Below are 13,949 nucleotides of genomic sequence, written 5' to 3'. Positions count from 1 at the left end.
GGTTATGCCTATTTCGTTAAAAAGATTGGATTTTTTGTTTCCTTATCAATTGTATACGGTAAGGAATAAGCAGGAACAAATGCAGAATCATTCGTAAGGATTTCCCTTACATCGTCCCCTTGTTTATATGAAACCTCTTGATTCTTCATGGCCTCATGAAGATCACTTGTGTAATCAACGTATACTTCAGCATCACCTGTAATAACAAATGGCAGTTCTCTTCCACTATAAGGGCTTAATGCTGTCGGGCTTTCTTTATAGCCAAGCTTAGTAAAATCTAAAGTAAAAACATTTTTTGCGAGCTGTTCTTTATAAGGCGGGTATTTCTGTGATTTCATTCTTAGTTTAATATCCCGAATCGTTTCAGCCATTCGCAAATCGAAAATTTTTACCTTAGGGTCTGTTTCTGCATCTATTAGAACATATTGAAAAACCCCGCCAGATTCGTACGCATTCCCGGGCGGCTCAGCCATAAATTGGGGTGTGAGCTTTTTGAAATCGATTGGGTACTTTTGATATATTGGGGTTGATTCATCTTTTGTTTTAATAGGCAGGAGTCCGCTATTTGCTTCTTTATAAGAATTGACAGCTGTTTGTACAGCCTTTATCTGATCTTCATAAGGAATTTTATTTTGTGCTAATTGTCCTTTCGGATACATGCATCCAGATAATAGCGGAATAAATAACAGCAAACAACCGAGCAGCTGCAAACCTTTTTTCATTTATATCCATCCCTTTAGTCTATGTATAATAATGTTGTTAATCACTTGTTGGCCCACTGAAAACGACTAAGACTATAATAATTCCTGATATTATCATTAAAAAATAAGCAATAATGGCAGTTATAACTTTTAAGATTCCACCTAATTTAAAGCGGCTTAAATAAATCATTAATAATGAGATAAACATAAAGCCCATTGATGCAAGAGAAACCCACATTTTCATTAATGACGGTGACATGACTTCAACTCCTTTTTCCGAAATGATTATAACACACAGCATGTCTGTTTGAAAAAGAAAGTACATAAAAAAAGCTGAGTTAAAGAAAGGGGCATTTCTTTAACTCAAGCTTATGAGACTAAATAACCCATACACCCTGTTCATTTCACCAGTTTGCTTCGTTGCATTGTATGCAAAAAGTAGCCCGCTCGCATCCTCGAATGCCTATATTTCAAAAATATTAGGATGTATTATGTTAATTTTATTCAAGAAAATTTGTTAAATCATCCATTTCGTCCTTTTTGCCTCGCGCCATCAAAAGATCTACTGCCTTCTTTGCATTCACACCATTAAAAAGAACGTCATAAAGAACATTAGTAATTGGCATATTCACTTCGTATTTTTCCGCTAGCTGCTTGGCAGCTTTAGTTGTTCTTACACCTTCAACTACCATGCCCATATTATCGAGAACTTCCTGTAAATTATGTCCCTTGCCAAGCAAATTCCCAGCTCTCCAGTTTCGGGAGTGAACGCTTGTACAAGTTGCAATTAAGTCGCCAATTCCCGTCAAGCCAGAAAATGTAAGGGGACTGGCACCCATCTTCATCCCTAAACGGGCAATTTCAGCTAAACCTCTAGTCATTAGTGCTGCCTTTGCATTATCACCATACCCTAATCCATCTGTAATACCTGCTGCCAGTGCAATGATGTTTTTCAATGCTCCGCCAATTTCAACTCCGATAATATCGGGATTTGTATAAACACGGAAATTCTGATTAATAAATAAATCTTGAATTCTTTCAGCTGCATCCATGTTCTTTGATGAAACAGTGACTGTTGTCGGATGCCTCAAGACAACCTCTTCTGCATGACTTGGACCAGATAGAACGACGATACTGTCTAAGTTTTCAGGCGATATTTCCTGTTCAATCATTTCGGAAATACGAAGTAAAGTGTCTGGCTCAATTCCCTTGCTCACATGAACAATGGTTATAGGCTCTTTGCAAATGGAGTTAATCTTGCCGACTGTTTCACGAATGGCTTTTGACGGAACAGCTAGAATAATTGAATGGACTCCTGATATTGCTTCCTCTAAATCAAAATATCCGGTAATTTCTTCTGGAAGAATTACCTTTGGCAAATATTTTTTATTCGTATGGAATTGATTAATTTCATTTATTTGCTGGAGTTTATGACCCCAAAGACGAACTTCATGGCCATTATCTGCCAGAACCATAGCCAAAGCCGTTCCCCAGCTTCCCGCTCCAACAACAGCTACTCGTTCAACCCTTTGCTCCATTTAATCACTGCCTTATAATCATATTTGTCTAGCTCCAGTTCCCTAGGGGTCTGGAAAGTCAATCCCCTCAAAGTTTAACGGAACCACAGTCCCCTAAGCGAGGCGCTGGAGCTTTTTATTACTTTCTCTCTCTTGAAAATATCTTGATCGGTGTTCCTTCGAATCCAAAAGCATCCCGAATTCTATTTTCTAAGAAGCGCTCATATGAAAAATGCATTAATTCAGGCTCATTGACAAAAACAACAAAGGTTGGCGGCTTAATCGCAACTTGAGTTGTATAATAAATTCTCAAGCGTCTTCCTTTATCGGTCGGTGTTGGATTCATGGCAACCGCATCCATAATGACATCATTCAGAACACTCGTTTCAACACGTAATGCATGATTGTCACTTGCTGTATTGATCATAGGGATAAGAGTATGAATCCGTTTTTTTGTTTTTGCGGAAAGGAATACGATCGGTGCATAATCTAGAAACAGGAAATGCTCGCGAATCTTTTGTTCAAATTCCTTCATCGTTTTCTCATCTTTTTCTACAGCATCCCACTTATTAACGACAATGACTACAGCACGTCCAGCTTCATGTGCATACCCTGCAATCCGTTTATCCTGCTCGATAATTCCTTCTTCCCCGTCTAAAACAACAAGAACAACGTCAGAACGTTCAATCGCTCTTAAAGCACGCAAAACACTATATTTTTCAGTTGTTTCATACACCTTACCCTTTTTGCGCATTCCAGCTGTGTCAATGATGACATACTTGTCTCCATTATAAGTTAGCTGTGAATCGATTGCATCTCTCGTAGTTCCGGCAATATTACTGACAATGACTCGATCTTCACCTAAAATAGCATTTACAAGTGAGGATTTCCCAACATTAGGACGGCCAATTAATGAGAATTTGATTACATCATCATCATAGTCTGTTTGGCCAGATTTCGGAAAATGCTTCGCTGCCTCATCAAGTAAATCTCCTAATCCCAATCCATGTGAACCGGAGATAGGAAAAGGTTCCCCAAATCCAAGAGCATAGAAATCATAAATTTGCTCTCGCATTTCCGGATTATCAATTTTATTGACGCCTAATACGACCGGCTTTTTTGCCTTATAAAGGATTTTTGCCACTTCTTCATCCGCGGCGGTAACCCCTTCTCTGCCATTCGCTAAGAAAATGATGACGTCAGCCTCATCAATCGCAATTTCAGCCTGCTGGCGAATTTGCTCAAGAAAAGGCTCATCTCCAATATCAATACCGCCTGTGTCAATTATATTAAAATCGTGGTTTAACCATTCCGCTGAACTGTATATACGATCCCTAGTAACTCCGGGAATATCTTCGACAATAGATATACGCTCTCCAACAATTCTGTTAAATATCGTGGATTTTCCAACGTTTGGACGTCCGACAATCGCAATCACTGGCTTTGCCATGAACATCACCCTTTCTTCCTATTAAATAAACCCTTTCCTGTACAGAGAAGGGTCGAACTTTATAAGTTTATCAAAGCAGTGCCTGACTAGCAATTAAAAACTTGATCTCACCCTTACGATAATTTTTGCTTTCCTTTTTCCTTTTCTACTTGGTTAATATGTTTTTCATAGAAGGAAGTCAGATATTCAAAGCATGACCAAGCACCAAGAAGAGCAGCTGAGAGCATAATCCCATCCAAATAAGCATTTGAACCAATTACATGTGGAAATGAATATTTATTAAGGATGTATGCATAAAGAAATTCGCCCTGTATCGAACCAAATAGAATGGTAATTAACCGATACATTTTATTTGAATGTAAAACGATCGCTAATACTATCATAAACAAGGCCAGCATCCATTTTCGCGGGAAAATTAGCCATACAGGGTCAAATAATGCGAATAAATGGAAACAAACATAGGCAATCATGACAATGAATGAGCTTAATAATACATAGGCAGCTGTTAATCTTTTGAATCTGCTGATTATTACTAATAAGGTGCCTGCAAATAGAATACTTACGTATGTGATCTCATAATTAAATAGGAAAAAAGAATATGGAGAAATAATAATAAGTACAAGTAGCCATAAAGAGGAACAAATCCTAATAAAGCTATCCTTTTTCAAAAAAAAGGTTGCGATGACCCAAAAAAACCATGCCAGCCAATAAAAGGTTAATCCTTCCATTTCGACACCTCCCAACACTACCATTATGGCATTTTCAAATGCACTTTAATCATTTTTTATCATCTATATTTCGTTGAATAAAATACTTTTGCTAGTCCATGTTAAAGAGAGGGAGGTGTTTAATAATGGGAAGAGACCGACAAGAAAAGAAACTGAAGAAGAGCAGAAGAGTTGAATCGGACAGGGACCAAGCACTCCACTATGATGGGGCTACAAAATTGCAAAGCCCAGAGGAAGCTAGGGAATTAAATAATAATAAATTATAAATAAAAAGCTCTTGCTGATTTTTACATCGCAAGAGCTTTTTATTATTTAGAGATTATTCGCTGGCTATATTTTTTTGTATCAATGTTTCTTTCATTTAACCAATGATGGGTTTTTCCTGAAATGATTAATGGGGCTTGCTGCAGTTCTGTTACATTGCTTGCACCTAATGCAGTCATGATCACCTTAATCTCATCCTGTATAGTTTCAAGCTCTTCTATTAATGCTTCTATGCCATTATTCATCAAGATACTAAGAACAAAGCCAGCCATTCCTACAGCTTCAGCTCCAAGGGCTATTGCTTTTGCAATATCAAGACTTGTCTGTACTCCCCCAGAACCGATAATAGATATATCTTTTGAGTTTTCTTTCGCTTCAATAATGGAAACGGCAGTGGGTATACCCCATTCATTAAAAATGGATAACTCTCTATTTCGCCGTTCATTTTCGATTCTAGCGAAATTTGTGCCGCCAAATCCTCCAACATCGACTGCCGAAACTCCGATAGAACGCAGCATTTGAACCGTTTCTCTACTCATTCCAAAGCCAACTTCTTTAACGATGATGGGTATATTAGCGGCCTTTACAATTGCTTCTATACGGTGAAGGGCTGATCTGAAGTCCCGGTCCCCTTCAGGCATTGTTAGCTCCTGAACTACATTTAAATGAATTTGCAATGCATCAGCATTAATCATGTCAATGGCAGCTTTAGCTTGGTCGACTGTTGCTTCACTGCCAAGATTTCCAAAAATAATGCCTTCTGGATTTTCCTTTCGAACGACTTCATAAGATTTTCTTTCTGAAGGATCCTTAAGAGCAGACATTTGCGAACCGACGGCCATTGCCATTCCCAAAGATTTTGCAGCCATTGCCAGTTCACGATTAATTTGGAATGTCGGCTCACCCCCGCCGCCTGTCATCCCATTTATGAAAATTGGCGAACTTAAAGAAAGTTCGCCAATTTTTACATTTAAATTTGCCTGTTCTAATGAAGTATGAGGCATACTTTGGTGAATAAAGGTAATATCCTCAAAACCTGATAGCCTTTTCTGCCCTGTAGTCAAAGCTAATTGAATATGATCCCATTTCCGTTTTGCCCTAGACACCATTTATCACCATTATCATTTTAAATTCTTTAATTGATCTCCAATCATTTCACCTAGCTGAAATCCTTTTGATTCTTCTGGAAGTTCATAATCAGTTACATATTCTGGTTCTTTTTCTTGCAGCTCTTTAATGCTAAGAGATAAACGCTGATCTTGTTCATTTGCGTCTAAAACTTTCACTTTAATTTCTTGACCTTCCTTCAACACTTCATGCGGAGTGGCAATATGTTTATGTGAAATTTGGGAAATATGAACGAGTCCTTCTACACCAGGGAAAAGTTCCACAAACGCCCCGTATGAAACAAGTCTTTTCACTACTCCGTCAAGTACACTTCCCTTTGGAGCTTTTTCAGCGATATTCACCCAAGGTCCTGGCTGAGTTTCTTTAATGGATAAAGAAATGCGTCCGCTTGCACGATCAACACTTAAAATCTTAACTTGAACTTTTTGACCTTCTGCTACTACTTCTGAAGGATTGCTAACATGCTCGTGTGAAAGCTGGGATATATGAACAAGTCCGTCAATGCCGCCAATATCAACAAAAGCGCCAAAGTCGGTAATTCTTTGAACTGTTCCTTCTAATTCACGTCCTGGTTCAAGAGAATCAAGGATTTGATTTTTCTGCTTACCCTTTTCTTCCTCGACAACAGCACGGTGAGATAGAATTAATCGATTTTTATCTTTTTCAAGCTCTACAATTTTGAATGTCATTGTTTTTCCTTTGTAGTCTGAGAAATCCTCAACAAAGAAATCTTCAACTAATGAAGCAGGGATAAATCCTCTGACACCAAGATCAACGACTAAACCGCCTTTAACAACGTCTTTAATTTCAGCTTCGAAAATTTCACCGTTATTAAATTTTTCTTCAAGATTAGCCCATGACTTTTCAGCATCTACTTTACGTTTTGATAGAATTAATGCATCCTCTTCTACCTTTAAAACTTCAAGCTCCAGCTGATCTCCTTCTGAAACAGCATCGCTTGCTATCTCTACATGAAGACTTGATAATTCACTAATAGGGATAATTCCATCAAGCTTGCTGTCATTGATGTTTACAATTACTTGCTTCTCTTCAACCTTTGTAACTTGGCCGGAAACCTTATCGCCAATTTCGAAATTTCTCACTTCAACTTGATTCATCTCTTCTGACATATGTATTCCTCCTTATTTGAAAGGCGGAAGCGCCTTCGCAATATCTAATTATTACTATTAATAAAATTCGCCTTTTTACTAACTTCTTACAAACAACATCTTTTGTCAAGTAAGAAGGTTTATCTGTTCTCCATTATCAGCTTGCGAATTTCACCCATTATTAATTCAGTCGTCTCTTCAGCGGAAGCTTTCCTTTCACGTAAAGGAGCCATGTCTATCGGCTTTCCGTAAACGACTTTCAATCTTTTAAAAGACTTATATGGTCCTATAATCGCACACGGAACAATAGCAGCATCGGTACGAAGTGCAAAAAAACCTGCTCCTGCAAGCCCTTGACCCAACTCTCCTGTTTGACTTCTTGTTCCTTCAGGAAATAGGCCCAAAACTTTGCCTTCTTTCAAAATCGCAAGCCCTTTTCTAAGTGCTTCCCGATCACTCATCCCCCTCTTAACTGGAAAGGCATTTAAATCAGGAAGAAGCTTCCCTAAAATAGGCACTCGGAACAATTCTTCCTTTGCCATAAAGTGGACTGCCCTAGGTGCATTGATACCAACTACAGGCGGATCAAAATTATGAATATGATTGGAACAGAGCAGAACACCGCCTTCTTTAGGGAAATGCTCTGTTCCACTCACTTCAAAGCGGTATATTGGCTTTAATATTCCATAAACAACTGATTTAGCAAAAGAGTATAAATTCACAATCATCCGATCCTTTCATAGGCAAGCAACATGATTCTTTCAACAACTTGGTCAATTGATAAGGAAGTTGTGTCAATTTCGATTGCATCTGCTGCTTTTTTCAATGGCGCCACTGCCCGTTCTGAATCTAATTTATCTCTTGTAGCAATTTCTTCTTTTAATTTCTCTAAATCAGATGGAAAGCCCTTCTGGATATTTTCAGTATGTCTGCGAATCGCACGTTCATCAACAGATGCTAATAGGAAAATCTTTACTTCTGCATTCGGCAGGACATGTGTCCCAATGTCCCTGCCATCCATGACGACACCGCCGTTTTCACCAAAGCTTTTTTGTCTGGCGACCATTTCTTCCCTAACGAGTTTATGTTTTGCAACAACCGAAACGGAATTGGTTACCTCTGCAGATCTAATTTCATTTGAAACATTTTTTCCATCTAAATATATGTATTGACCATTTTCACCTGGTAATAATTCAATGGTTGTCTCATTTAAAATATTCAACAAACCGTGTTCATCTTCTAAATCCATTTTCATATTTATCGCTTTATATGTTAAAGCTCTATACATAGCCCCAGTGTCGATATAAATATATGAAAGTTTTTCAGCTGTAATTTTTGCAACAGTGCTTTTTCCTGCAGCAGCAGGTCCATCAATTGCAATAGAGATTTTTTTATTCATAGTGCCTCCCGAAATTTGAAATGCGGAAGCGCCTCGCTCACCCCCGACAAGCACAAGACAAGCCTCCCGGAAAGGCGTTCTTTCCTTTCTGGGAGGATTGGCTTGTGACCTCGAGGTCGACAAAAACGCGACGTCCTGTCGCATTGTCGACACTAGTACGTCCTGTACGTCGGGTCTAGGCGCTGAAGCTAGACAGTTATCTAACTCGAAAAAGGTAAAGTCAATTTAGTAATGTTTCTCATCCATTTTATTTTATCATATGATGGCGTAAATAACCGTATTAAACTATGATTACAATCATATTGATTCTCATTTATAAAAAAGAAAAATAGCAGGCAAGCACCTGCTATCATTGCCCCCTGAATGTTTCAAGGAATTCCGTAAAGTTATTGTCCGTAACACCTTCATATTGAGTAAGCTGTTTAAGTTCAGGAAAAATATTAAATTTATGAAAAAACAATTGGGTGATGAAAAGGAATAAGAACTGTATAATCACAACTTTTATGAGAATTCTTTCAATCGATTTCATAACGCTCTCCCCGCATAGCTAATATATTTAAAGTATGCGAGTATTTTTTACTTTTTATTCCTATCCTTTACACTTCTACCCCTTTTTTCTTATAAGCAAGCTGCCGGTCAAAACAAAAGCGAAGCAATACTTGCCTATCAGTCGGTGAAATATCAATAAATTGAAGAGAGATAAGCGATTTCCAGTCATTGACGGCAACGATCCTGACAATTTTACTTCTTAGTTTTAAATAATGGGTCTCCCCATTTTGCATCGGAAGAACAAACCAACTCTCGATTATCATATTTTGTGACAAAGGTCTTTTTTTGTCATTTATGATCGCTGCCCCTCCAGCACTTATATCATCTGTTACTGTTACAAAAGGAGCAAATTCCCCTTTGATCGGATGAACAGCAACATCTACTCCAGTCTCAATACGGACAAATTGCCGGCGTTGTATCTTGACTAGATGTTCAACTCCTGGATAGGATAATATAATCATTGGAATATTCCCTTTGACTTTTCTAAGTACCTCACATTCAAATAGAAAAACAGACCCATCCCCTGAGATAAACGTTCCTTTTAATTGTGTACCATCTATAAGAAAAACGGTTCTATTCGTATTCATATTTGTCGGATAATCAATATAAACCGAATTGTCCCCTTTTTCTAAAATCTTACATTTGTACTTTTCAGCACTCAGCGAATGCCTTGGTTCCAAAAAAAGTACATCACCAATTTTTATCATGCTGACCACACTTTCTCTATCCATTTTCCTTCAATAGGATAATCTTGTCATTTTATTATGACATGTATACTAGTGTTTGTACATCGACTTTTAATTCAAAAAAAGAAAGGCTTTAGGCCTTTCCTTAAAGAACATCTTCATAAATGGGTTCTGCATTTTTTAGTTTTTCAACAAGTTCTTCATGTCCATTTTCGGCATTAATAAAGATTCTGTACGTATCGTCGCCGAGTGTGCCAAGGAACTCATAACAGAGAACCTCTTTCCCTAAATCATTTTCGATAACGGCAAGCCTGTTTTCCATGACATTCACTTGAGGATTTATATCAGAACGGGCATCTTCTAGGGAAATAGCCGGTTTCTGCAGATTTCTAATGCGGTTGCTTTTCAAATAGTTCCCTGCTGAAAATCCAACAACATTCCCATTATCTAATGCAACCTTTATTTTAATGGAGTCTGGATAAATTCTAATATCATCCTGCTTGGAAACGAAGTTAAAAACTCCCGTATGGTTATACTGTGCACTTTCAAAAAGCTCCAAATCCTTATATCCATTATCATTTAGAAATTTAAGTGCTCGTTTGCTTGCCTCATTCAAGCTTAATGTTTGTTTTGTAATATCTCTTGAGAGAATAAACCAGATCGGATATCCGCCTTTTTTGGTGATATCCATGTTGGCTTCTTTTTTTGTTTTTTCATCCAAAATAGATACACTGAAAAATCCATAATCTGAACCTTTCCCATTTTCAGTCACTCTAATGGCAACATCATTATTAAAGCCGGAATATTTTCTTGCGATATTGATGGCATCCTGCTGTGAAATCTCCTTGCCTTTTAAGTTTTTAAAATTATTATCTTCCTTCTCTATACTGACGTTTGTTGGCCCAAGGTCGGTTTCGCCGTATCCCTCTACCGTTTTTTCTACCGTTTTAAATCCGTCAATAATCGTATTGTCTGCTGTTTCTTTACCGGTCGCAATGGCCATCTCTACATCCATCCAGCGAAGATTATTTTTGAGCACTAAATGCTGCACTTTACGCAACTCTTTCTGGATTTGGGCAGAATTGGAATATAATTTTTTAAGGCTCTCATATTCTTTATCAGTTAAAGGTTCCTTATCTAAATCCCTGACAGCCGTCCTGTAACTAAAATCACCAATATTAGCAAGAAACTCCTCTGTCTTATTAAATGGCAATAGCGTTAGCGGCAGCTGCCCTACATTTGAATGTGCTTCTGATGTAAGCCTCCAAACATCAGCCAAAGCCGGAGATAAAGATTTACGTGTATTCATAGCTAATGTTGTCCCAATCTTATCATGCAGCAAGTCTATATTATAGGTTAGGCTGTGAAAGGCATTCTGATAATTATTTTCCGCATTAATTAAGATCGCATTTTTTTCACGATGCTCTTGGTAGCCCCAAAATGCCGTTCCAGCTACACCTAATGTAAGTACGCCAATTAAAATTCCTCTAATCAATATTCCTCACCTCTTTATTTGCAAAAAATATGTTTTCCAATCCGCTTAATTTGCGGGCGTGTCCAAATCCATGCACTCGTTGCCGTATCAGGATTAAAATAATAAAGGGCATGTCCTGTCGGATCCCAGCCATTAATAGCATCAATAACCGCTTCTTTTGCCCTGTCATTGGGAGTAAGCCAAATCTGCCCATCTGCCACAGCAGTAAATGCTCCAGGTTCAAAAATAACGCCTGATACGGTATTCGGGAATGAAGCACTGTTAACACGGTTCAAAATAACAGCCGCTACCGCCACCTGTCCTGTATATGGCTCACCTCTTGCTTCACCATAAACAGCATTTGCCATTAATTGAATATCATTTTGCGAAAAACCGTTAGGCATATTCGCTGCTGTTGGCTTTTGCGCTGTTTGATTCTTTGCAGGAGCAGGCGTAGTTTTTGCTGGATTTTTTTGCGATTCGAGATTTACTCCCCCGTAATGAGTAAATTTATTCCCTTTGGAAATTTGCTCTTTTACAAATTGCTGATTATATTTAGATGCCTTGACGAGCTTGTTTTTCGTATCAGCTCCTGCCATCCCATCAATTTCAAGTCCAAATTCATATTGAAAATTTCTTAAAGCCCAATACGTTCCCCAGCCAAATACCCCATCGATCTTCCCGTTGTAAAATCCTAAGTATTGCAGTCTTGACTGTAATTCAATTACATCATCTCCAACAGCTCCTTGCTGAATGACCTGATTCGTAAAAGCTGTTGCCTTCTGCTCGTTCCCGCTCATAGGGACTACAATCATACAAAGTGAGACAATAAGAATTACTTTAGTAAACAAAAAGTTCTTTTTCATGAATCGTACCTCCAAAGTAAATCTTGATGACATTATCTCTATATTTTGTAGTAGCTGGATTTTTATGCGAATTCCTTGTTATTTTTTGACGAATAAAAAAAAACTCCCCATTTATAAATGAAGAGTTTTTTTTAGAAGTTTAGCTGGTTCTCTATATGTTTCGCGCTTAATTCGCGGGCTTTCTTAACTTTTCTTAATCCAAACCACCAGAGAAATATCATGAATGGGAACATAATGATCAGCCAATTTTCTTGGGTAATAAGGATGAAGTCGTAAGTACCGTGAAGAATAACAGGAAAAAGGAACGAAAGCATGATCCATTTCGCTTTAGAGGTTGCCGAAAATTTCCCTTTTCCTATATAATAGCCCATAATAACACCAAATAAGGCATGACTGGAAACAGGCAGAAGCGCCCGGCCAATCGCATGCTCTAAGCCATAGGAAATAAGATACAAAATGTTTTCCAACGAAGCAAATCCTAATGATACAGATGCACCATACACAATCCCATCATATGGTTCATCAAAATCAACATGCTGATAGACAGCATAAAACAGGATAAACCATTTGAAAAATTCTTCCAGCATCCCTGAAGAAAGAAATGCATTTATAAGACTTGATTGGATATTGTACTCTTTTTCCAGAACATATTGAATAAACGCAATAGGGAACACAAGTATTGCGCCAAATAAAAAAGTTCGAAAAACTGTAAAAACCGGCTCAGAGCCATATTGATCTTTCAAATAAAAATAGCTTAATAGTGCTAGCCCAGGGGCAATACCCGCAGATAATATACCAAGCATGTACTGTCCTCTTTTCTATAAATTAATGAGGTCCATTTCCCCAATAAGGTGCTGAATTTACCATTAGCAATGAAATTTTTGTACCCATATTCATTACTTTTATCGTAACATGATGATGGAAGAATGAAAATTGATTTTCAAATTTTGGAATAAGTAATATGTTAATTCTCTTAAATAGTAAACTTTCATTCAATTATACACTTTTTACACTAAATTAGTTTAAAATATTTGTAAACTTGGAGGTTTTCGTATGGAAAAGAAAAAAATTCTTGTTATTCATACTGGCGGAACGATTTCAATGAGTGAAGATGCATCTACTGGGGCTGTGAAGCCGTCTGAAAGCAATCCGATTACGGAAAAAACGAAAGAACTGCTTACACTTGCAGACATTATCATTGAGGAGCCATTTCATCTTCCTTCTCCGCATATTACTCCTGTTGAAATGCTTATGCTGAAGGATCTAATTAACCGCTATTTAGAGAAAAAAGAAATCTCTGGAGTCGTGATTACACATGGTACAGATACACTAGAGGAAACTGCTTATTTCCTGCAGCTAACAGTTCAAACTTCTCTGCCCATTGTCGTAACAGGTGCTATGAGATCAAGTAATGAAATTGGCTCTGACGGCCTATACAATTTAATTTCATCTATTAAAGTAGCTTCATGTGAAGAGGCACGAAATAAAGGAGTTCTTGTTGTATTAAATGATGAGATACATACGGCAGAAAATGTTACGAAGACCCATACAAGCAATGTTTCCACCTTCCAAAGCCCTCAATATGGACCGATTGGAATCGTGACTAAAAGAGGTGTTTTCTTCCACCATCTGCCAACGAACAATGAATTTTACGACATCGATATCGTATCGACACGTGTCGCCTTAATAAAGGCACATGCAGGGATGGATTCAACACTGCTATTTGCCATCCGTGACTTAAACTATCACGGTGTAGTGATTGAAGCATTAGGTCAAGGTAATTTACCGCCTGCTACAGTAGATGGGATTAAAGCCCTAATCGACAAGAACATTTCAGTTGTCATCGTATCGAGATGCTTTAATGGAATTGCGCAAGACGTTTACAGCTATGAAGGCGGGGGGAAAAACCTTAAAGATTTAGGCGTCATTTTTTCCAATGGCTTAAATGGTCAGAAGGCACGAATCAAACTGCTCGTTGGCTTAGCAACAACAAATAGCCGTACAGAAATCGAAAAAATGTTCATGGTTTAATGGTGAGCGCAAAAGGAAATCGGCGAAAAAGCCGATTTCTTTTTTAC

16 protein-coding genes are annotated in these 13,949 nt (G+C 37.9%); 2 read left to right on the top strand and 14 right to left on the bottom strand.

From position 1 onward, the window contains the following. Positions 1 to 8: 8 nt before the first annotated feature. The 5 genes from AR328_RS09635 to AR328_RS09615 all read right to left on the bottom strand — a co-directional run bounded on the left by AR328_RS09635 (position 9) and on the right by AR328_RS09615 (position 4,396). A complete protein-coding gene (locus AR328_RS09635; RefSeq protein ID WP_066294239.1) occupies positions 9 to 722 on the bottom strand; it encodes a hypothetical protein in 714 nt (237 codons plus the stop codon). Positions 723 to 759: 37 nt separating this feature from the next. Further along, positions 760 to 960 (bottom strand): DUF2768 domain-containing protein, encoded by a 201-nt coding sequence (locus AR328_RS09630; protein WP_066294237.1) that lies wholly within the window; start codon positions 958 to 960, stop codon positions 760 to 762. 241 nt (positions 961 to 1,201) lie between these two features. Continuing rightward, entirely contained in the window at positions 1,202 to 2,239 is a 1,038-nt protein-coding gene (locus AR328_RS09625; RefSeq protein WP_066294235.1) for an NAD(P)H-dependent glycerol-3-phosphate dehydrogenase, read from the bottom strand. A 118-nt stretch (positions 2,240 to 2,357) separates the two neighbouring features. Further along, complete coding sequence (der, locus tag AR328_RS09620) at positions 2,358 to 3,668, bottom strand: ribosome biogenesis GTPase Der (protein WP_066294698.1); 1,311 nt, start codon at positions 3,666 to 3,668, stop codon at positions 2,358 to 2,360. 113 nt (positions 3,669 to 3,781) lie between these two features. Beyond that, on the bottom strand, positions 3,782 to 4,396 hold the full coding sequence (locus AR328_RS09615) for a YphA family membrane protein (protein WP_066294234.1): 615 nt from the start codon (positions 4,394 to 4,396) through the stop codon (positions 3,782 to 3,784). Positions 4,397 to 4,521: 125 nt separating this feature from the next. Here AR328_RS09615 and AR328_RS22200 point away from each other — a divergent pair, with 125 nt between their 5' ends. After that, positions 4,522 to 4,662, top strand: a complete 141-nt coding sequence (locus AR328_RS22200; RefSeq protein ID WP_082677180.1) for a YpzI family protein — start codon at positions 4,522 to 4,524, stop codon at positions 4,660 to 4,662. A 42-nt stretch (positions 4,663 to 4,704) separates the two neighbouring features. On the opposite strand, the gene fni is transcribed toward AR328_RS22200, so the two are convergent. From fni to prsW, 9 genes are all read right to left on the bottom strand, one after another. Further along, a complete protein-coding gene (fni, locus tag AR328_RS09610) occupies positions 4,705 to 5,766 on the bottom strand; it encodes a type 2 isopentenyl-diphosphate Delta-isomerase (RefSeq protein ID WP_066294696.1) in 1,062 nt (353 codons plus the stop codon). Between the two features lie 15 nt (positions 5,767 to 5,781). Continuing rightward, complete coding sequence (gene rpsA, locus AR328_RS09605) at positions 5,782 to 6,918, bottom strand: 30S ribosomal protein S1 (RefSeq protein ID WP_066294230.1); 1,137 nt, start codon at positions 6,916 to 6,918, stop codon at positions 5,782 to 5,784. A gap of 119 nt (positions 6,919 to 7,037) precedes the next feature. Next, positions 7,038 to 7,619 (bottom strand): lysophospholipid acyltransferase family protein, encoded by a 582-nt coding sequence (locus AR328_RS09600; RefSeq protein ID WP_066294689.1) that lies wholly within the window; start codon positions 7,617 to 7,619, stop codon positions 7,038 to 7,040. A 2-nt stretch (positions 7,620 to 7,621) separates the two neighbouring features. Beyond that, positions 7,622 to 8,296 (bottom strand): (d)CMP kinase, encoded by a 675-nt coding sequence (gene cmk / locus AR328_RS09595; protein WP_066294693.1) that lies wholly within the window; start codon positions 8,294 to 8,296, stop codon positions 7,622 to 7,624. Between the two features lie 349 nt (positions 8,297 to 8,645). Then, entirely contained in the window at positions 8,646 to 8,825 is a 180-nt protein-coding gene (locus tag AR328_RS22810) for a YpfB family protein (RefSeq protein WP_066294227.1), read from the bottom strand. 67 nt (positions 8,826 to 8,892) lie between these two features. After that, on the bottom strand, positions 8,893 to 9,552 hold the full coding sequence (locus tag AR328_RS09585; RefSeq protein WP_066294685.1) for a flagellar brake protein: 660 nt from the start codon (positions 9,550 to 9,552) through the stop codon (positions 8,893 to 8,895). Positions 9,553 to 9,676: 124 nt separating this feature from the next. Further along, positions 9,677 to 11,026 carry a germination protein YpeB gene (gene ypeB, locus AR328_RS09580; protein ID WP_066294225.1) on the bottom strand — a complete coding sequence of 450 codons (1,350 nt, stop codon included), beginning with the start codon at positions 11,024 to 11,026 and terminating at the stop codon, positions 9,677 to 9,679. A gap of 14 nt (positions 11,027 to 11,040) precedes the next feature. Beyond that, entirely contained in the window at positions 11,041 to 11,871 is an 831-nt protein-coding gene (gene sleB / locus AR328_RS09575) for a spore cortex-lytic enzyme (RefSeq protein WP_066294223.1), read from the bottom strand. 131 nt (positions 11,872 to 12,002) lie between these two features. After that, positions 12,003 to 12,674, bottom strand: a complete 672-nt coding sequence (prsW, locus tag AR328_RS09570) for a glutamic-type intramembrane protease PrsW (protein WP_066294216.1) — start codon at positions 12,672 to 12,674, stop codon at positions 12,003 to 12,005. A gap of 250 nt (positions 12,675 to 12,924) precedes the next feature. On the opposite strand from prsW, the gene AR328_RS09565 reads away from it, so the two are divergent. Beyond that, positions 12,925 to 13,902 carry an asparaginase gene (locus tag AR328_RS09565; RefSeq protein ID WP_066294209.1) on the top strand — a complete coding sequence of 326 codons (978 nt, stop codon included), beginning with the start codon at positions 12,925 to 12,927 and terminating at the stop codon, positions 13,900 to 13,902. The last annotated feature ends 47 nt before the right edge of the window (positions 13,903 to 13,949 follow it).

Origin of the sequence: Bacillus sp. FJAT-29937 (assembly GCF_001509555.1) — a bacterium.
Lineage (GTDB): Bacteria > Bacillota > Bacilli > Bacillales > Cytobacillaceae > Cytobacillus.
This window is presented reverse-complemented; position numbering and strand designations above follow the sequence as displayed.